Here is a 20,079-nt window from a genome sequence, read left to right on the forward strand (position 1 = left end):
ATCGCAATAATTTTGATAGTACATAGTCTGGCAGGTCTATATAATTGCATGTATCGTTGTAAAGACATTTTGAGTCATAGGAAGACAAGTTTGAGAAAGTCGGTAAAGCACCTTCACCCGTCGTTATCAATTGATAAAGCACCATCAGATGTATTTATGAATTTTGAGGCATTTCTATCAAATACTGAAACCCGCATGCATAGCCATCCATGGGGGCAGGTTCAGCTTATTAGTGGCGGTATTTTAGAAATGGAAGCGGAAGACACGCGATTTTTAGCCCCACCTCATTTGGCAATTTGGGTACCTGCTGGGGTGATGCATACCAGTTTTAACCGCAAGCCGATTTCCTATTGTTCTCTTAACGTTGCTCAATCTCTTACTGAACACTTTCCCGATTGTACAAGCCTAATTAAAGTGACACCGATTGTGTCTGCTATCGTGGATGATTTTCGCCAACGCTCAATCAATGTTGCACAAAGTGAGCAAGATAAGCGCTTAGTTCAGGTACTGCTCGACCAATTAGCAACCCGAGACACTCAGCATCACTTTCTGCCATCAACCGACAATAAATATCTGGCTAAGATATTGGCTGCTGTAGAAGAGAACCCAATAGACAATACCAGTCTTTCTCAATGGGCTGAGCGAGTACACACCACAGAAAGAACCTTAGCACGTCATTGCCAAGCCGAATTGGGAATGAGCTTTACCGAGTGGCGACTACGAGTGCGTTATCTTTTCTCAATGGATCTGCTTCGAAAAGGGCACTCTGTGAAAGAAGTGGCATTGACCTTAGGCTATAACCAAGCTAGCCCGTTTATTGCCATGTTTAAGAAGTACTCCGGGCAAACCCCGGAGCAGTATAAAAGTCGGCTACTATAATGTGCTGATCACGTAGTCGAGTCCGCCAGTGATTGCGGCTACCTGAGCATCGTTACACTCTTCGTCGGTCACTTTCGGGCTATCTGGGTAAACTTCTGTCGTGGTGCCGTACGTGCAAGTTGTTACACCGCCACACAGGCCAAGCTTGATCATTGGGTAGTTAATCACCCCGTGCTGAACAACGGCAGAACCAATAATTTCGCCTTTGTCATCAGCAGGCGCAATGTGCGTTACTTTAGAGACGGATTCGATGACCGCCGCTTGAAAATCAGGTTGCGGATTTTCTGTGTCGCCAACGGTGTAGAAACCATCAGGGATCATGCCTTCGATGTATTCAATGCCGTCACGAGCGGCTAGAGCAGGGCGGAACTCAGTTTCATCGGTATCCGTGGTTTCATGCAAGTCGATATGCACTAACACTTCTTTGCCAAGTGACTTAACCAATTTCATTAGGTTGGCTGATTCTTCGGCTGGAGAGTCTTGGTAGAAAGAGCGATTTGGATCCAGTGCTAGCGGGTTCCAGCGGTTGATGGTTTCGTATCCCCAAGGGCTAACACAAGGCGCAACAACAATATTAAACTGTTCTGAGTATCGAGCCATCTCGTTGGCAGCAAATTTTAGCGCACCATGAACACCGCTGGTTTCATAGCCGTGAACACCACCGGTGATCAGTACGATTGGCTTTGTGTCATCCCAGTTATTGGTCTTGATGCAAAATAGTGGGAAGCGCGTTTCATCGTAAGAGAGTGCACCGTATTGTTCGACAGAGAACTGCTCAGCTAACGCTTTAATTTTAGGAACGACTTCTTGTTGGTATTCACGTTTGATGGTGGTTTGCTCACGCCAAGCAACTCGCTCAGCGTCGCCCCATTTTTCACCAGGAGTGCCGATTGGATAAGTGTAAGTACTGCGCATTACCTTGCCTTCATTATTATTGAGTTGTATACCAACCAGAACAAATATCTGGTCATTCTTGCTGGTTAAAATCGCTGATAGCATCGTTATAGATTTTGTACGTAGGTCAACTAGCTAGCTGCAATCTATGCCTTGCTCTAAACGATTTTTCCTGCGCAATCATCTGATCACATATTTATCCCGATTGGTATTAGATCGAGAAACAGGATAGTGTGCCCGCAGCACTGGCGCAAATACTATGTGTCAGAAGTCGGAAGATTAACCGAGTTCTGACACATTAGAAGGAGAGGTATAACCGCGCTACGATTGGATGATTTGATTGATTGCGGAAACCAATAGATCCGATGTCTGTGCCCCTGAAATGAGGTGCTTACGGTTGATTATGATGGCAGGTACAGCATTAATGCCCGCTTCGAGCCACTGCTGTTCTGTCGATGCGACGGCTTCTGCCCAAGAAGGGTCAGTGATAACGTTTTTCGCGATGGATTCATTCAGACCAACGCTGACCGCACACTCAACAAGAACGTCGTCGTTGCTCACATCTTTGTTTTCTGAGAAGTAGGTATGAAACAGAGCAAGTTCAAGATCGAACTGCTTCCCTTCACTTTGGGCCCACATCAGCAGTTGGTGAGCTTTACGAGTATTATAAATACGCATCTCATCTGAGAATGAAAAGTCGAACCCCACCTCTTGGCCAAGCGTGGTTAGCGTTTCTCTTGCTGAAATACTGGCCTCTGTCGTCGTGCCGTACTTTTCGTGTAAATGCTCTCTGAGATTTTGTCCTTCTGAGCCCATCGCTGGGTTTAATTCAAATGGGTGCCAGTGAATCTCAGCGTCCACATCGTCAGCAACGACCATGAGTGCTTGTTCTAGTCGTTTGTAGCCGATGATGCACCAAGGGCAAACGACATCAGAGACAATATCTATTCGAATTTTATTCATGCTGCGATCCATAATGAGCGATGGGCTAGGGTCTGTTGACCTTTTGTGGTTGAATTTTGTTCGAGATAAAAGCGTTTTTATCGCGGCGAGAGGTTTGTAGCCTAGTTATTCTAAGCAAATACCGCTCAACAAAGAGAAAAACGCTTTTAGCCGAACCCTCAGGGCAGCATTTGTAGGCCCTTTCTACTGCGTTATCGGCTTATCAGGTAGGGCAACTACACCTCAAAGCCTCTGCCTTGCATAAAGAACCTACAAATTGCTGCAAAAATCAGCTCAAAAGGTCAACAGACCCTGAGTATAGCTTTCTCTCTGCTGCGTTTTTACCCAAGGGACAGCTTTTTGCGATCTTGGTACACAAGTGTCTCAATAAAGGCTTAGACGGTGAATTTGTTGAGTATCGCGTCCTGTTCACGAATATTTTCCGTCTGAGCCTGCATCGCAATATTGGCGTTCTCCGCTGCATCAGCCACTTGAGTCGACAGATCTTTAATCTTCACAGTGTTGTTGTTGATTTCTTCAGCAACGAGGCTCTGCTCTTCTGCTGCGGAGGCGATTTGTATGTTCATGTCGCTGATTCGTTGAATCGCATCACGAATACTTTCCAGTGCAACATTGGCTTCTTGCGCACGTTCAACAGCATTGCTTGCGGTGCTTTTACTCATGTTCATGGCATTGGACACAGAACTCGCGCCAGCTTGAAGTTGCTCAATCATATTGCGGATTTCAGTGGTTGATTCTTGAGTACGCTGCGCGAGGGTTCTGACTTCATCGGCTACCACCGCAAATCCGCGACCTGACTCACCCGCGCGCGCTGCTTCTATCGCTGCATTTAGCGCCAATAGGTTGGTTTGATCGGCAATATCGTTAATCACTTTCAAAATGGTTTCGATATTGTCAGTCGCTGATTCCAAGACCTTAACTTCTTCGACCGCCTCATCGATTTTTTGTGAGAGGTTATCAATAGCTCCAGTGGTTTCGCTTACTACGCTTGTTCCAAGGCTGGTGGCATCGTCCGCTTCTTGAGCTGCTGCGGCTGCCCCTTGTGCGTTGTTTGCCACATCACCCGAAGTCGTCGCCATCTCATGCATTGCGGTAGCGAGCTGTTCAAGTTCATGGAGCTGCTCTTGCATTGCGGATGCTGATTCCTGAAGCCCCATGGACGTCATTTCAGATCCGCGCAGAATTTCTGAACCGATCGCTTTGGATTGGGTAATTTGTTGCTGGAGTGATTCGGTAAATTGGTTAAAACCAGACGCCAAGATAGAGAACTCTTTGTCGGTATTGGTATTAAGGCGTTGGGTGAGATCACCTTGCCCCGTCGCTACGTCTTGAATGGCATCGCTAAGTGTATCAAGTGGTTTCATTAGAGTGCGGATCAGAACTAGAAGCACCACAATACTGATCACAAGAGCAATAATGGTGTAGATGATCGAGCTGTTGCGTAAGTCTGACAACGATTGGTAAGCGATGGTCTCATCGAGTACCACGCCGATGTACCAATCTTCCCCCGGTACTTTCGAAAAATCTAGCGTATATTCTTGGCCGTCAATGGTTGCGTGCTGCGGTTCATCTTGAATAGGCGCGTTACCAAGGAACTCCGCCATTGGCTTACCGTTGAACTCTTTTTCTGGGTGGGCGATGGTTGTGCCGTCACCGGCGACAATAAATACGTATCCCGCGTTGAATAGGTGCACCTTGTTAACGACTTCCGCCAGTGCCGCTAAACTCACATCATAAAAGATGGCACCAATGAATTGGCCTTTGTTTCGAACAGGGGTCGCGATAGAGACCAGTATCTCTCCCGTCGCGGAATCGGCGTATGGTGCGGTAATCACAAGTTTGCCGGAGTTCTTAGCATCAATATACCAAGGTCTGACTCTAGGGTCCCAGGTGGGTCCAGGGTTCCATGAAGGGTCATTGTTGATGTTTGAGCCATCTTTTTCGAAGCCCAATCCAGCCAACAAAAACGTTTCTTTAACGATAGGGCGAGTAATGACGGCGGTTACCGCGCCTGGTGAAAGGTCAACTTCAAGCATGCTGGTGGCATAGGCGGCAATGGCTTTGCGTCCATTAATTTCGGCTGCGGTAGTGTCTCGAACGCCATCAACGATTTCGGTAACGCTTGAAGTGACTTGCGCTTCGATCTCACTTTTGACGGTATAGTATTGTTGAAGAGTAAGCAGAGTGACGGTTACCAGCAGAAGGATCGAGGAGGCGGCAACAATCTTATGGCTGAATTTCATTTCTGAATCCTTTCTTATAGATAAATGGATTATCTATAGATCTATAGTTATGAAATGAGTGTTCAGCCAGAAATTATTAGTACTTTTCTACGATTTAGCGCCCTAAGACCGCTTTTTCCAAACTTGCAAATAGGGTGTCGTTTCCTTCAAATAGTGTTTCAACAACAAAAGGACGTTTCTTCCCTGACTGCATGAGTTTGTTAGCTTCTCTGACTCTCAGCGCCAGTTGAAGCTCGGCAGGCAAGTCCGATTCTGTGTCTGGGCGCCACTGGGAAATACGCTGGGCAAGTTTGCTGCTGGTTAACTTTGGAGTGAGTTCTGTTAGCTCTTGACGGAGGACAGCAAGTAGGTCTATATGCTTTTCTCTGTCTGCGTGGTAGCTTTCAAGGCGATTGAGTAATGCGTGAGTCAACTCGTTAAGGCTTACAAAGCCCGCTTGCTGTGGAAGTGCATGAGCGACGCGAGATGAGAGTTCGACACGGCTTACTCGACTGTTTGGTGTCATCGTCAGTGAAGTTAGCGTATCAAAAGGCAGCCAAAAGTGCTGACCGGGTTCAATGGCATGCTCTTGTTTCCCCAGCTTTACCAACACGAGTCCTTCACGGACGCAAATCAATTGATGCTTTAATGATTTTTTGCGTGAGGTACAAACAAGAAATTCATTAAGTTCGGTCTGATAAGAAATCGCGTAGTGCATGGTGTCGCTCATTAGTTTTGGGGCGCTAAGGTTAACGCTTCTTGATACAAAAGCCAACTTTGTGCAATCAACTGCTCAATTTCTAATAAATATTCTGGTCTGACCTTACTATTTCTGCGAGAACTATAGCTGCCAAGAGACGTTTCTATGCGTAGAATAGGCGCGCTTTCTATTTAACGATTAAAATAATGACGACAAATACAGACCCATTTATTGAGATTCGTCCATATAATGACGATGAGATCCCAGCGGCGATTGATCGCTTAGTAAACGATGAAGAGTTCATCAGCGCGATTCTTCAACACCGTTTTTCAAACCATGCTGGTTGGTTTAAAGCTTTAATGTCACCTGTGGTGAAAATCTACCTCAAAATGAAATGGTCCAAGCTGAATTCAGTTGAGACTATTCAGACAGAAGTGAAAAAGTACTTAGACCAAACTTTGAAATCGACCACGAAAGGCGTGAGCTACAGTGGCCTTGAAAAACTGGATCCTCAACAGGCGTACTTATTTGTCTCAAATCACCGTGACATCGCGATGGATCCTGCATTGGTTAACTATGGCTTGTTCCAGAATGGTCATAAGACAGTGCGCATTGCCATCGGTGATAACTTACTGAAAAAGCCTTGTGCGACTGAATTGATGAAGCTAAATAAGAGCTTTATCGTAAAACGCTCCGCAAAAGGCCCGCGTGAGATGATGAAAGCTCTCGGTACGCTTTCTGGTTATATCAAACACTCTTTAGATACTGGGCATTCAATTTGGATTGCGCAGAAAGAGGGTCGCGCTAAAGATGGTAATGATTTCACCGATCCTGCTATCTTGAAGATGTTCCATGTTGAAGGACGTAAGCAGAAAGTTGCCTTCCCTGAGTATGTGAAATCACTGAAAATCGTGCCAGTCGCAATCTCGTATGAAAACGATCCTTGTGATATTGCAAAAGCTGTCGAGTTGCATGCTAAAGCCTCTGAAGGTAGCTACGAAAAAGGCGAATTCGAAGATATTGAAAGCATTATTCAAGGAATCATTGGCGATAAAGGCCGTGTTCACGTGGCATTTGGTGATGTAATCGAGCAAGATTTTGAAACGCCAGATGCATTGGCTGAGGAGATTGATCGTCAAGTTCATGCTAATTACAAATTGTTCCCAATTAACGAGCTTGCTGCAGGTAACGAAGACGTTGAGTCATCAGTGAAAGCAGCGTTAACGGATAAGCTGAAACAGCTACCAGAGGGTGCTCAACCTTATTTGGTAGCAAGTTATGCTAACCCAGTTAAAAATCAGCCTCAGTAAACGAATCACGTTTAATTAAATGAAAAGCCTTACAGATTTTGTAAGGCTTTTTTGATTGGTGCGGGGTGGTTTTAGTTTGTAGCAGTCGCTAAGAATTGAGTAAAGCTAGCCCAAGACTTCTTATCAGCGTCTTCACGGTAACGTGGGCTGCCAAATACGGTAAAGGCGTGCGGTGCCCCGCTGTAAGTGATCATTTCGTGTTTGACGTTCGCCTGTTCAAGTTCTGTGGCTAACCCTGCGAACTGCGACATAGGAATCGCGCTGTCTGCTGTTCCATGAAGCACGAGTATTGGCGCGGTCGTTTCAGCATAAGACTGTCCTTCCGGAGTAGAGAGCCCGCCATGGAAAGTGACAAAGCCTTTGGCTGGTAGTCCTGCACGTGCAGATTCCAAAACAGCTGCTCCACCGAAACAGTAACCCATCACTACGGTGTTATCGGTATTGCCACCTAACGACGCAGCAAACTCTAGGCTGCCTTGCATTAGCGCTCGTAACTTCTCTCTGTCTTTGTACAGCTCGCCAGTATGCTGCTTCTTATCTTTTACTTCGGTTGGTCTTACGCCTTTCCCAAATAGATCCGCAGCGAAAACGTTATAGCCTAAATCGTTGAGCATCTTCGCTCTTTTCATCTCGTAGTCGGTTAAACCATCCCAGTCATGTATCAGTAGAACAAGGGGAGCATTGTCATCTACTTTTGCCCAGTAGCCCTCGTATTCACTACCATTTACATTGTAAACTTTATCTACTCCCGCAAAGGTTACAGAGCTAAATATTGCTAACATCCCAGCTAAACACGTTTTCATAGAACACCTCCATTTGTCGTAGAAGTGTAGTACGTAAATGAGAATGGCAAGCGATCACTTTATGAAGTGGGTTGCGTTATTGGAATAGAAGCAACAAAAAAGCCTCCCGAAGGAGGCTCAACTTACAAGGAAAAGAACTCTGTTGATTACATTGCTTCTTCGAAGATCTTAGAGATTTCTTCGTGAGTCGCTTGTTTAGGGTTCGTGAAGCCACAAGCGTCTTTCAGTGCGTTATCTGCAAGTGTTGGGATGTCTTCTAGTTTCGCACCCAGCTCTTTGATACCAGCAGGGATACCAACATCTTTCGCTAGGACGACGATAGCGTCGATTGCTGCTGCCGCGCCTTCTTCACCAGACATGCCTTCTACGTTTACGCCCATTGCTTTCGCGACGTCACGTAGACGCTCTGGACATACTTGTGCGTTGTAACGCTGTACGTGTGGCAGAAGAATCGCGTTACACACACCGTGTGGTAGGTCGTAGAAGCCACCTAGTTGGTGCGCCATAGCGTGTACATAACCTAGAGACGCGTTGTTGAATGCCATACCTGCCATGAACTGAGCGTAAGCCATTTGCTCACGAGCTTCGATATCGTCACCGTTCTCTACTGCAGTGCGCAGATGTGCTTGAATAAGTTCGATTGCTTTGATTGCGACAGCATCAGTAATTGGTGTCGCTGCGATAGAAACGTAAGCCTCTACAGCGTGCGTTAGCGCGTCCATACCCGTCGCTGCTGTCAGAGAAGCAGGTTTTGCCAACATAAGCTCGGGATCGTTAACAGAAATAAGTGGTGTTGTATGCTTATCAACAATCGCCATCTTAATATGACGATCTTCGTCAGTGATAATACAGAAACGCGTCATTTCAGAAGCGGTACCCGCTGTTGTATTAATCGCAATCAGTGGCAGCATTGGCTTAGCCGATTGATCAACGCCTTCGTAATCAGCAATTTTTCCGCCGTTTGACGCAACAAGTGCAATACCCTTCGCACAGTCGTGAGGTGACCCACCACCAAGCGAAACAACAAAGTCACAGTCGTTATCGGTAAGTAGCTCTAAGCCTGCATTTACGTTACTGATCGTTGGGTTTGGTTGTGTGCCGTCAAAAACCACAGTCTCAACGTCTCGTTCTGACAGCAAATCTTGAACTTGTTGTACAACGCCGATTTGGTTCAAAATTTTGTCAGTAACAATAAGACCTTTCTTGAAGCCTTGTGATTGAATGCTATCTGCTGCGTCTTTTAAACAGCCTGCACCCATGAAGTTCACTGTAGGGATGAAAAATGCACTTGTCATTGGATTGCTCCATTCTTATAGGATTTAGAAACTGCATTTAGATTCGCATAACTATTCCTATCTCAATGTTGATCTTGGACAATTAACCCACCCGAAAGTGGTATATTCCATAATGAATTGTGAAGTGGCTCATGTTGCATATTTACAACATGGAAAGTTGTTAAATTTTAATGACTTATCGCAATCGTTTGCGGATATTTTTAAACTGAAGGGCGTGTATCTCTGAGATTGATGCGCCGCTATAAAGGGAGAAATAGCAGAGCGCACCAATGTAACTTTGGTTGATTATTCATCGGCTTGGGGATCAGGAAGCTCGGGAGATTCTATCGTTTCGTCGATAAGTTCTTCTTGTTCATCATCGGCATAATTTCTGACAACAAAGGGGATAAGCATCACGTTGGATGGAAAAAAGCGCTTCATAGACAACTCCTATTGAGGTGAGCGACGGTGTCAGTGTCACCCTTGTGATGTGAACGAGCGTTGTCTTAGGTCATTTTTTAGGCTAGGTAGTGGAACCGATATCGTATATTGAGTTTGCGATCACAACCTTGAAGATTATAGGCGATTGTTAGATCTCGCTTTTTATTACCAAAGTTTTAGACTAGTGCGCCTAAACATCAGGAGAAGCAGATGAAGTACGATTGGATCTTGTTCGACGCAGATGAAACCTTGTTTCATTTTGATGCGTTCAAAGGAATGCAACTCATGTTTTCGCGCAAAGGCGTCACATTTACTGAGCAGGATTTTGATCACTATCAAACGGTCAATAAGCCTCTTTGGGTTGAGTACCAGAACGGCACCATTAGTGCTGATGAACTCAAACATACCCGTTTCCAGGAATGGGCAGATAAGCTTGAAACCACAACGGCAGAACTAAATAGTGCCTTTTTGGAAGCGATGGCGGACATATGTACATTGTTACCTGGGGCGAGAGAGCTTATGGAAGCTATCCACGGTCGCGCTAAAATGGGCATCATCACTAACGGATTTACGGAATTACAAGCGATTCGTTTAGAGCGTACCGATATGACTCACTATTTTGAACACGTCATCATTTCTGAACAAGTCGGCATTGCAAAACCCGATCAAGGTATTTTCCATCATGCATTCGAACAGATGGGTATGCCGTGTAAAAGTAAGATTCTTATGGTGGGTGACAACCAACACTCCGATATTGTTGGCGGGATTAATGCGGGTATTGCAACATGTTGGTTAAATAGTTTCGGAGCTTCGGCTGATCCAAGTATTAGCCCCGATTATACGGTTGCTTCATTACATGAGTTAAAGGCGATACTTGTCGCTTAACCTCGTATTGATCTGAACCAGTCTTTATTGAGTACAACCGATTACTAAATAAAGGCTGGAGAGTGATTATGTCAGTTCAAGGAAAAATAGTCGATGTTGATGCAAAGCACGGATACGGATTTATTGAAGAGGCGATAGGGCATCAGCGCGTGTTTTTTCATCTCGGAGATATGTGCAGCGCACAGTCATTTCCGCATGTCGATGATTCAGTAAAGTTTGATATCGAAAGCGATGCGCATGGGTGTCAGCTTGCACTCAACATCCACCTCTCTTAGTTACTAAAGTAACACTCTCTCGAATTTCGCCAATTCGTGTCCCAGGTCAAAAAATAGACAGAAATGGATTTTGTATATGTGTGTAGTATCTTATGTGTGCTATAGATACTAAGAAACATACTAAATAATGGGCAAAATAGTCCAACAGGCTAGGTAAGGAATCCATAATGTCAATACAAGGAACCATTGCACACTGGGATCAGAGCAAAGGGTATGGCTACATATCGGTTGCTAATCAAGATACCCAGATTCGCTTTCATATCAGTGATTTACAAAACTCCTCTCAGGTGCCATGTGTCAGTGAACCTGTTGTTTTCCGGCTAGGATCTGATAGTGAAGGTGGTATGAGAGCCATCCACGTCGAACGACCTATCATTTTCAATTTCTCTTTGGCCATCGCCGTCTGGTTTTGCAGTGCTTTACTTGGCAGTGTATTTCTACTCGATTTTCCGCTAATAGCCTGTGTTTTCTATCTCGCGATTAGCATGGTGACTTATATTGTGTACGCGTTAGATAAGCATGCGATGCTTGTCGGTGGTTGGCGTATTCCTGAAATCAGTTTCCATATTCTGAATCTTTTGGGTGGGTGGGTTGGCGCTCTATTTGCTCAGTCATTCATGCATCACAAGTATCATGATTTAGGCTTCAAGTTCTTATTTTGGTCGACGTTAGTTCTCAATATTATGCTGTTTTGTTGGCTATTGACTGCGGAAGGAGCGCTATTTTTGCAGCAGTTCATCTACAGCTTGCGTGTTAGTTAAAGGGTTAACCAACAATTGTTATGATATTTATTGCAACCTATATAATTAAATACTCTATAAAGGTACCCATTGGTACCTTTCTTTATTTCTAAGTCAAACTAATAAGTCATTGAAAAATTTGTTTATTGCAATGAATGCATATTATAAACCGAATTATCCTTACTAACTGTGTAAGAAATTACCCTCTATTAAATTCGAATTATTTGAATAACAAGTGCAATTAATTTTAATTCTTTCTGGTCTTTTAATACGTAACATTTAGATATTCGAGCAGCGGAGTTTGGGCTCGTTTTGAAATGACTCTACGCACAGTGGAGTATTAAGGTAACCAAGGAGTCAGTTATGATTAAGGTAATGAGTTTAGCAAGCGTAATGTTGTTTAGTTCAGTGGCAGTCGCAGGTTTAGGTGGCGCATCACAAACCATCATTAGTAGTGAATCGATGAACGGTGAAGCTGTTGGTTCGCGTGATGCGGCTTTAGCGGCTGGTAAAACAATGATCATGGAGATCAACGAAAAATCTCCTTATGAACTAAGCCGTTCTGTGCATTATTCATCAAACAATCAAGTTGACGTCAACTCGTTTGAGTTACGCGACTCGCATGTAACAGTAAATGAAATAGTAACAAGCGACGGTAGTATTGCTTATCAACCAGTGATCAATGTGAGCTATGAATATAAAGCTCGTGATCGCGACTAATATATACGAATTCAGTTTTTGCTAGCACGAAAACAGAAAAGCCCAAGCGATTGCTTGGGCTTTGTTTTATTCATGGTATTAGCTTTCTGCTTTAACCATTTCTGGTTGCTCGTCAGAGCGTGCAGCTTCAAGCATTTTACGAATAATAACCGATGAGATAAGTGCAATCGCAACCATCACGACCGCAAGAATGGTTAATAATTGGAAGTATTCACCGTAGACTGTCTGAACAACCTCTTGGGTGATCTCTTGGCCTTTTTCAAGCGCGATAGACGTAGAGAAAACCGCACCAACGATGCCTGATAGCGCCATCGCTACAGAGAAGAGTGAAACCGAGAAGCCTTCAATGTGTTTTGGCGTTACCGACAGAATGAATGCAACCACTAGGCTACCCACAATCACCTCTGCGAACGCTTGGAAGAAGTGGATTGCTAAGAACACTTCTGGACGAATAATGACGTCTTCACCCACATTCATTACTGCCATAGTGAGAATACCGAATGCGATAGCTGTGAAGATGAAAGCAAAACCGATCTTCGTTGCCGTCGAGAAGTTAATGCCTTTTTTCTCTAGAGAAGAGAATGTCATGGCAATGACCGGACCTGCGACGATACACCACAATGGGTTCATTGCCATTGATGCTTCAGGAGCGATTGGAATCAGGTTAAACAGGTCACCACGCATAGTATTAATGGTTACCATCGTCATAGACGTCATCATTTGACCGTAGTAAACAAAGAAACACGTTGTTAATACCGTCATGATAAGAATTGTACCCATCTTCAATGCATCAGATTTTCCTGATTTAAACATCAGAGAGATGAAGTATAAAATCGCTGCAGCGCCAATCGCGTAAACGATGTTTTGGCCAATATCCATGTTCGAGAACATGAAGAAGACCAAACCTACCATCGCAGCTGAAAGACCAAGGAACATTACCCAGTTTTTAGTGCTAACTGGTTGTTGATCAATCTCTGCGCCAACACCGACTAGTTGTTTATTGAAGACAACAAGAACCGCAAAAGCAAACGCTGCCATTACTGCTGACAAGGTGAAACTGCCGTGGAAGCCAATCACAAGTACGAACATTGGGAACAGGTATTGGCCTAGTAGGGCACCGACGTTGTTCACCGAGTAGTTCACAGGGTAACCGTTTTCAAAGTCTTCTTCGCTAGAAAAAGTGCGTTTGTAGAGGCTTGGGTAAGAAGGAGACATAAGGCCACGCGCGTAACTTGCTAGTGCAATACCCACTAAAGCCATTGGAACATTGGTCGCTGATGCGCCAAGAACCAGTAAAGTGTAACCCGTCGCAAACGTACCATAAGCAATCGTCAAAGAACGGTAGGCACCTAAGAATTTATCTGCTATAAAGCCGCCCGCAATCGCAAATAGTGGCCCGATAGAAGAGAAGGCTCCGACAACCATCATAGTGTCTGCTTCGCTATACCCAAGATCTTCTAAGAAGAAACGGGTCAAAATTACCATTACACCATAGAATGATAGGCCAAACATCGCTTGGCAGAACATCATTGATTTGTTGAGTTTATTCCACATAATAGTCTCACATTGTTGGTATAACACAGAATTAACATCTAAATAATTAATTAGATGTGGTATGTTGTATTTTGAAACAATTATCGCAGAATCCATATTTGATGCACGAAATTTTCTCAAATTCGCATAAATTTTTATAATGAAATTGATCTAAATCGTTTGCGTGAGAAAGTTTTGTTTCAAATCTTTGATGAGAAGAGGCGGCAAAGCGATACTTTGGGAGCTATGTTTGTGTTAGCCTCCCGCACAGCTGTACTAAATGTATAAGGAATGTAAAGCAATGAAGGTTTTTAGTAATTTCGATAGTGGTAGCATTGAAGTCGTTAGCATCGAGAACAAAGAGCAAATTCAGCTCAAAATCCCTAACGATAATCAATCTGAATTTTATCAATGGTTCCACTTCCGTCTAGAGACTGAAGCTGAACAATCGCACACAATCTCGCTGCTTGATCTTAAGAACTCTGCCTACCCTGAAGGTTGGAAAGGCTATGACGTTGTTGCCTCATACGACCGCGAAGAGTGGTTCCGTATCCCTGCTGAGTTTGATGGTGATACACTAACATTCACTGTTATTCCTGAGCGTAGCTCTATCTATTTTGCTTACTTTGCTCCCTATACTTACGATCGCCACCTTGATCTTCTGCACATGGCACAATCTGCTCACCATTGCCACCTAGAGACGCTTGGTCAGACTCTGGATGGGAATGACATGAGCTTGCTCACTTTTGGTGAACCAGAAGAAGGCAAGAAGAAAGTATGGTTGATCGCTCGTCAACATCCAGGCGAAACCATGGCTGAGTGGTTCATGGAAGGTTTGATTCAGCGCCTATTGGATGAAGATGACGTGACAGCGCGTGCATTGCTTGAAAATGCCGTGCTTTATGTCGTTCCAAACATGAACCCAGACGGTGGGATCCGAGGCCATCTACGTTGTAACGCGATCGGTGTTAACTTAAACCGTGAGTGGCAAAACCCTTCAATGGAGCGCAGCCCAGAAGTCTACTTGGTTCGTGAGCGAATGCTTGAAACGGGCGTAGATATGTTCTTGGATATTCACGGTGATGAAGCCATCCCATATAACTTTGCTGCAGGCTCTGAAGGTATTCCATCTTATGACGAGCGTTTAGCGAATCTTGAAACATTATTTAAACAGGCGCTTCATACTGTGACGCCAGAGTTTCAAGATGAATTCGGTTACGATAAAGATGAACCAGGCAAAGCGAATCTAACGGTAGGGTCTAACTGGGTTGGTGAGCAGTTTAAATGTCTGTCTTACACCATCGAGATGCCGTTTAAAGACAATAACGACTACCCAGATCCATTGTATGGTTGGTCACCGGAGCGCAGCGTTAAGTTTGGACACGATACGCTGGCTGCAACGTTAGCGGTAGTGGATAAGGTTTAAGAACGCTTCTTTGAACCCCTTAAACGAAAAGAGCAGCGATTAACGCTGCTCTTTTTATTGTGACGAATTACATTGTTCGCGTGGCTTTATTCACATGGTGGGGACATATGAATCACCGCCAAGCCACCAAGTGACGTTTCACGGTATTTTTTGTTCATATCTTTACCCGTTTGATACATGGTAGCGATCACTTTATCTAATGAGATAAGGCATTTGCTGGTGCGTTTAAGCGCCATACGAGAAGCATTAATCGCTTTCATTGCACCCATCGCATTACGTTCGATACATGGCACTTGAACCAAACCACCAATTGGGTCACAGGTCATTCCCAACGAGTGCTCCATTGCAATCTCAGCGGCAATACAAATTTGCTCGTTGCTACCACCTCTTAAAGCCGTTAATCCAGCGGCAGCCATAGAAGATGAAACGCCCACTTCACCCTGACAACCTACCTCTGCTCCAGAGATAGACGCATTGGTTTTGTAGAGAATACCAATAGCACCAGCGACCGCTAAGAAATCTTTTAACTGCTTAGTATCTAGCTCTTTGATAAAGCGGTGGTAGTACATCAGAACCGCAGGGATAACACCTGCAGCGCCGTTTGTCGGAGAGGTGACGACTTGACCACCTGCTGCGTTTTCTTCACTGACTGCAAAAGCGAATAGGTTAATCCAATCCATGATTTCCATAGGATCGTTTTCGATTGCTGCATTTGCTTCCAGCTTTTTAAGAAGGTTAGGGGCGCGGCGGGTGACATCTAGACCACCTTCCAAAATCCCTTCTGTTTCAAAGCCGCGCTGCATACACAGTGACATCACCTTCCAAATCTGTTCAGCCTTGCTAGTGATTTCGTCTTGGTTGAAAAAGTTTTGCTCGTTTTGCAAAATCATCCCGCCCAAGCTGAGGCCATTCTTTTCGGCCATTTCGAGCATTTCATCGGCGCTGGTAAAAGGAAATGGCACTTTAACGCTACTTTCGCTTCCGCCATTCTCTAACTCTTTGGCTGTCGCAATGAAACCGCCACCGATAGAGTAGTATGTTTCGTGTATCAGTTGAGTGCCTAAAGAGTCGTAGGCGGTGATAGTCATACCATTCTCATGCAACGGAAGGTTATCACGATGAAATAGGATGTCGCTCTCATAGCCAAAATTGATGGTATGCGCACCGGCCAAACAGAGGTAGCCTTCGTCTATCGTGTTGGCTAAGGCTTGTTTGGCGCTACCCATTTTTATGGTGTCAGGTTTATTACCCAGTAAGCCAAGGATAACAGCGCGGTCTGTGTGGTGACCTTTACCCGTTAAAGAGAGTGAACCGTACAGGTCAACCTGTACACGGTGAACTTTACTAATGGATGACGCCAGAAGGCGGGTAAAATGATAACCTGCGAGCATAGGCCCGTTAGTATGGGAGCTGGAAGGGCCAACTCCCACTTTGAAAATATCAAATATCGACAGCATAAACTTTACTTCCTGTTGCTTGTGGCCCGTGTGTCAGGCTCTTTTAATTACTAGTATGGCAGCTTGTCAGCGAACGTGACTTGGCTAAGCCGGAATAACAAAATATTAACCTTTGCTAAGCTAACGACAAAGTGAATACTTGTACAGTACCTGAGTAAATTAGTAGGAATAATTGAGACATGAGTAAATAATGAACGTTTTGAATGTGGTACTTATACTGGGCAAGCGCTTGGTGGACGATCAATTAACTGCTGAAGGGAAGTCTCGAGTCAACGCATTAATCAAGCTGCTTGAAAATGTCGATAGTAGACAGATGGCTCTGGTGTTTTGCGGCGGTGTGACCTTAGGGCAAACACGTTCTGAAGCACGAGCGCTTTGGCAATATTTTGAGCAGACTAAGCCGACTTCTTTAGATCTACCAGCCAATGTTCTCCTTGAAGACCAATCCCTCAACACCATTGAAAATATTCGTAACGCTGCTGACAAGTTGATTGAGAGTGGCTTTTGTCATTCAGGCCAAGAGATCAAGGTGACGTTTGTCTCTAACGATTACCACCTACAAAGAATCTTTGAAATACAAACCTTAATGGACGAGCAGGGTCTGTTGCGTGTCCTTAAACAGAGGTGTGCGCAAACGGGGCTTAACTTGTCTATTTCCACAAACCTAAAGGATCACTGCGTCGCACCGTATCCTCATTATTGCGTTCGAGGAAAAGCTTTTTTGTTGAGCGATGAGCTCACTACCTACCGCGTGTATCTTGAGGGGGTAAAAGCCAACGCATTTTCGAGGAAACTGTGTGAAGTACGCGATAAACCGTATCAGATAGCCAAGCGTGCTCTCCATGAGCTTAAAGCAATGAACTTTGATGGTGAGGTGAGCCAAGCGATTGTAGCGATAGAACAGGCAGTCGAAGAAACCACACCAAATGCAGATGAAAAGCAGATAAGCGATCAGTTAGCGGTTCTTAATCAGCGATTAACTTGGCTTAATCGTCAGTTTGACCCAGAGCGTGATAGCGTTGAACTATAGAGCTGAGTGGATTTAAAAAGAGAGCCTTCATTCAGCTCCCTTTTTATTGCAATCCAGCGTGTTAAACGAGTGGCTTAGCTTTGCTCATTTTTCTGGCTGTTGCGGTAGTATTCCCACTGTTCTACACGTTCTTCCGCTGATAATACACAGTAAGTGATGCGTTTTTCATTTTCGCTGACGGTATCAAGCTCTCCACCTTGCTGAACACAATAGACAGCAGCTGGGTTTGCCATTGAGGTATATTCTTTCACTTCGTACTCATCAGGCTCACTTGCACAACCCACTAAACTCACCACGCCGATCATCGCTAAGATGGTAAATGCTTTGTTCATAAAAATTCCTCAATTGAATCAATCGGTAGCATATCGAGTATAGGAGGAATTGAGAAAATTTCTGTCTTGGATTTGTCAAAAAGTAATCGAAGTCTAAAATTATAAGATATTGAACCGCATAGTATTGGAACAAGGCTTGAAACATTCGCACTAGTTATAATAAGGTATTGAATACTTTAACTAGTCTCTAATGCATAGGAAGTGCCAGATGTCGGAGCAAAAACATCGACTTGTAACTCGTAGCGATTTCGATGGTTTAGTGTGTGCAGTATTGCTAAAACAACTAAACCTAATTGAAGATATTAAATTCGTCCACCCTAAAGATATGCAAGATGGTGTGGTTGAAATCACCTCAAATGACATCGTCACTAATCTCCCTTATGTCAAAGACGCCCATTTAGTTTTTGACCATCACCTCTCTGAAACGATTCGCAATCAAGGCGAGCGTAAAAATCATATTATTGACCCAGATGCGCCTTCTGCGGCACGTGTGGTGTGGGAGTACTATGGCGGTGAGAAAACGTTCCCAAGCGAATGGTTAGGTATGATGGAAGCGGTAGACAAAGGCGATTCTGCCCAGTTTAACCGTGATGAAGTGCTGGACTCGACAGGGTGGAATCTACTGAATTTCCTTATGGATGCTCGCACAGGTTTAGGGCGTTTCCGTGAATTCCGTATCTCAAACTACAACCTAATGATGGATCTTATCGAGTACTGTAAGAACCATTCGATCGAAGAGATCTTGGCATTACCTGATGTTAAAGAACGTATTGAGTTGTATCGAGAGCATGAAAACCTGTTCAAAGAGCAGATTCAACGTTGTGCAACCGTTCATGATAACTTGGTCTTTCTTGATTTGACGGGTGAAGAGGTTATTTACGCAGGTAACCGTTTTGTTATCTATGCTCTCTATCCTAACTGTAATATCTCGATTCACAAGATGTGGGGCTTCCAGAAACAAAACACGGTGTTTGCTACTGGTAAGTCTATTTTTGATAGAAGATCAAAAACCAATGTTGGTGAATTAATGCTGAAGTACGGTGGCGGTGGTCACAAAGCAGCAGGTACGTGCCAAATTGACAATGACAAAGCGGAAGCTGTGCAGCAAGAGTTGATTAAAGCGATCACTGCTGACGGTTAAAACCAAATCTTTTTATATGTGTTAGACGCTTATCGCGAACCAGTGATCAGTGACTTCACCAACATTAAGCTCCTTCGGGGGCTTTTTTGTTGCGTGATGAACATAAAAGTTGCATTACATGAATGTCAATAATGTTGCAAAATTTAGTGATCGCTACGATAGAAATATAATTGCATACTCAATAAATTTCACAAATTGATTTCCCTCAATTTTGTATGGTTTTTATGTGCTACTTTGCGGCGCAAATAACAAAGATTCCTGCAATCAATAAAACAAAACCCTACGAAAGGAAATCTAGAATGAAAAAAACAACTTTAAGCCTGACAATTCTTGCCGTATTAACTTCAGCTAGCGCTTTCGCGCACAAAGAAGGCGACTTTATCTTCCGTGCAGGTATCGCTACGGTATCGCCGAATGATGATAGTGGCGCGGTTATTGGTGATGCAAATACAAAATTCTCAGTGGACTCTGATACTCAACTGGGCTTAACTTTTGGCTATATGTTTACCGATAACATCAGCTTTGAAGTGCTTGCTGCATCACCATTCTCCCACAAAATTTCGGCAACAGGCTTAGGTGAAGTTGCAGAAACTAAACACCTACCACCAACCTTTATGGTTCAATATTACTTTGGAGATGCGAGCAGTGATTTCCGCCCATATGTTGGTGCAGGTATTAACTACACAGTGTTCTTTGATGAGTCACTAAACCAAGGTGCTCAAGACATTGGTTTGAACAGCCTGAGCCTTGATGATTCATGGGGTCTAGCGGCTAATATCGGTATGGACTATATGCTCAACGAAGATTGGTTTGTGAATGCATCGGTTTGGTATGCGGATATTGATACAACGGCATCTTACAAACTGAACGATACCCAATTCCACACAGATGTATCCATCGACCCTTGGGTATTTATGATCGGTGGCGGTTACAAGTTCTAATTACTGCGTCAATAAAAATGTATGGTCCGCCCCGTTATTGCAACTACAATTTAGTAATAACGGAGTTGGTTTGCGCTAATGTATTCGGAGTCCGCGTCGGGAACATTAACTTC

At 44.2% G+C, this 20,079-nt stretch carries 20 protein-coding genes; 10 read left to right on the forward strand and 10 right to left on the reverse strand.

The genetic code is table 11. From position 1 onward, the window contains the following. The first annotated feature begins 90 nt into the window (after nucleotides 1-90). Complete coding sequence (locus tag F0231_RS03870; RefSeq protein WP_216611968.1) at nucleotides 91-879, forward strand: helix-turn-helix domain-containing protein; 789 nt, start codon at nucleotides 91-93, stop codon at nucleotides 877-879. Here the strand turns inward: F0231_RS03870 and F0231_RS03875 are convergent. From F0231_RS03875 to F0231_RS03890, 4 genes are all read right to left on the reverse strand, one after another. Beyond that, nucleotides 874-1,794, reverse strand: coding sequence for a M14 family metallocarboxypeptidase (locus tag F0231_RS03875; protein WP_171758390.1), 921 nt, complete (start codon nucleotides 1,792-1,794; stop codon nucleotides 874-876). The two genes, F0231_RS03870 and F0231_RS03875, sit on opposite strands and share 6 nt — an antisense overlap. Nucleotides 1,795-2,094: 300 nt before the next feature. Beyond that, a complete protein-coding gene (locus F0231_RS03880) occupies nucleotides 2,095-2,736 on the reverse strand; it encodes a DsbA family oxidoreductase (protein ID WP_171758391.1) in 642 nt (213 codons plus the stop codon). A gap of 374 nt (nucleotides 2,737-3,110) precedes the next feature. Then, nucleotides 3,111-4,979: a methyl-accepting chemotaxis protein gene (locus F0231_RS03885; protein WP_171758392.1), complete on the reverse strand. Its 1,869-nt coding sequence runs from the start codon at nucleotides 4,977-4,979 to the stop codon at nucleotides 3,111-3,113. 94 nt (nucleotides 4,980-5,073) lie between these two features. Continuing rightward, nucleotides 5,074-5,676, reverse strand: a complete 603-nt coding sequence (locus F0231_RS03890) for an AraC family transcriptional regulator (RefSeq protein WP_171758393.1) — start codon at nucleotides 5,674-5,676, stop codon at nucleotides 5,074-5,076. Between the two features lie 188 nt (nucleotides 5,677-5,864). Here F0231_RS03890 and F0231_RS03895 point away from each other — a divergent pair, with 188 nt between their 5' ends. Next, nucleotides 5,865-6,968, forward strand: a complete 1,104-nt coding sequence (locus F0231_RS03895; RefSeq protein ID WP_171758394.1) for a 1-acyl-sn-glycerol-3-phosphate acyltransferase — start codon at nucleotides 5,865-5,867, stop codon at nucleotides 6,966-6,968. A 71-nt stretch (nucleotides 6,969-7,039) separates the two neighbouring features. On the opposite strand, the gene F0231_RS03900 is transcribed toward F0231_RS03895, so the two are convergent. From F0231_RS03900 to F0231_RS21110, 3 genes are all read right to left on the reverse strand, one after another. Continuing rightward, nucleotides 7,040-7,771, reverse strand: coding sequence for a dienelactone hydrolase family protein (locus tag F0231_RS03900; RefSeq protein ID WP_171758395.1), 732 nt, complete (start codon nucleotides 7,769-7,771; stop codon nucleotides 7,040-7,042). Between the two features lie 146 nt (nucleotides 7,772-7,917). Continuing rightward, a complete protein-coding gene (gene yiaY / locus F0231_RS03905) occupies nucleotides 7,918-9,066 on the reverse strand; it encodes an L-threonine dehydrogenase (RefSeq protein ID WP_171758396.1) in 1,149 nt (382 codons plus the stop codon). A 285-nt stretch (nucleotides 9,067-9,351) separates the two neighbouring features. Continuing rightward, on the reverse strand, nucleotides 9,352-9,486 hold the full coding sequence (locus tag F0231_RS21110) for a hypothetical protein (protein ID WP_301337894.1): 135 nt from the start codon (nucleotides 9,484-9,486) through the stop codon (nucleotides 9,352-9,354). A 210-nt stretch (nucleotides 9,487-9,696) separates the two neighbouring features. Between F0231_RS21110 and yjjG the strand changes: the two genes are divergently transcribed. From yjjG to F0231_RS03925, 4 genes are all read left to right on the forward strand, one after another. After that, nucleotides 9,697-10,371 (forward strand): pyrimidine 5'-nucleotidase, encoded by a 675-nt coding sequence (yjjG, locus tag F0231_RS03910; RefSeq protein WP_171758397.1) that lies wholly within the window; start codon nucleotides 9,697-9,699, stop codon nucleotides 10,369-10,371. Nucleotides 10,372-10,439: 68 nt separating this feature from the next. Then, on the forward strand, nucleotides 10,440-10,646 hold the full coding sequence (locus F0231_RS03915; protein ID WP_171758398.1) for a cold-shock protein: 207 nt from the start codon (nucleotides 10,440-10,442) through the stop codon (nucleotides 10,644-10,646). A gap of 167 nt (nucleotides 10,647-10,813) precedes the next feature. After that, entirely contained in the window at nucleotides 10,814-11,407 is a 594-nt protein-coding gene (locus tag F0231_RS03920; RefSeq protein WP_171758399.1) for a cold shock and DUF1294 domain-containing protein, read from the forward strand. 342 nt (nucleotides 11,408-11,749) lie between these two features. Next, the gene (locus tag F0231_RS03925) at nucleotides 11,750-12,106 is read left to right on the forward strand and encodes a DUF3316 domain-containing protein (protein WP_171758400.1); all 357 of its coding nucleotides are present in this window, start codon (nucleotides 11,750-11,752) and stop codon (nucleotides 12,104-12,106) included. Nucleotides 12,107-12,184: 78 nt separating this feature from the next. Here F0231_RS03925 and F0231_RS03930 read toward each other — a convergent pair whose 3' ends face one another. Then, nucleotides 12,185-13,660, reverse strand: a complete 1,476-nt coding sequence (locus F0231_RS03930) for a peptide MFS transporter (protein ID WP_171758401.1) — start codon at nucleotides 13,658-13,660, stop codon at nucleotides 12,185-12,187. A 280-nt stretch (nucleotides 13,661-13,940) separates the two neighbouring features. Between F0231_RS03930 and F0231_RS03935 the strand changes: the two genes are divergently transcribed. Next, nucleotides 13,941-15,065 (forward strand): carboxypeptidase family protein, encoded by a 1,125-nt coding sequence (locus F0231_RS03935; protein ID WP_171758402.1) that lies wholly within the window; start codon nucleotides 13,941-13,943, stop codon nucleotides 15,063-15,065. Between the two features lie 86 nt (nucleotides 15,066-15,151). Here the strand turns inward: F0231_RS03935 and F0231_RS03940 are convergent, their stop codons facing one another. Then, nucleotides 15,152-16,522 (reverse strand): L-serine ammonia-lyase, encoded by a 1,371-nt coding sequence (locus F0231_RS03940; RefSeq protein ID WP_171758403.1) that lies wholly within the window; start codon nucleotides 16,520-16,522, stop codon nucleotides 15,152-15,154. A gap of 190 nt (nucleotides 16,523-16,712) precedes the next feature. Here F0231_RS03940 and F0231_RS03945 point away from each other — a divergent pair, with 190 nt between their 5' ends. Next, nucleotides 16,713-17,552, forward strand: a complete 840-nt coding sequence (locus F0231_RS03945) for a YdcF family protein (protein WP_171758404.1) — start codon at nucleotides 16,713-16,715, stop codon at nucleotides 17,550-17,552. Between the two features lie 74 nt (nucleotides 17,553-17,626). Here the strand turns inward: F0231_RS03945 and F0231_RS03950 are convergent, their stop codons facing one another. Continuing rightward, entirely contained in the window at nucleotides 17,627-17,884 is a 258-nt protein-coding gene (locus tag F0231_RS03950; protein ID WP_171758405.1) for a DUF333 domain-containing protein, read from the reverse strand. Nucleotides 17,885-18,092: 208 nt separating this feature from the next. Here F0231_RS03950 and F0231_RS03955 point away from each other — a divergent pair, with 208 nt between their 5' ends. Next, nucleotides 18,093-19,025 (forward strand): exopolyphosphatase, encoded by a 933-nt coding sequence (locus F0231_RS03955; protein WP_171758406.1) that lies wholly within the window; start codon nucleotides 18,093-18,095, stop codon nucleotides 19,023-19,025. A gap of 299 nt (nucleotides 19,026-19,324) precedes the next feature. Next, nucleotides 19,325-19,966, forward strand: coding sequence for an outer membrane protein OmpW (gene ompW / locus F0231_RS03960; protein ID WP_171758407.1), 642 nt, complete (start codon nucleotides 19,325-19,327; stop codon nucleotides 19,964-19,966). The last annotated feature ends 113 nt before the right edge of the window (nucleotides 19,967-20,079 follow it).

It is taken from the genome of Vibrio sp. RE86, assembly GCF_013114545.1.
Lineage (GTDB): Bacteria > Pseudomonadota > Gammaproteobacteria > Enterobacterales > Vibrionaceae > Vibrio.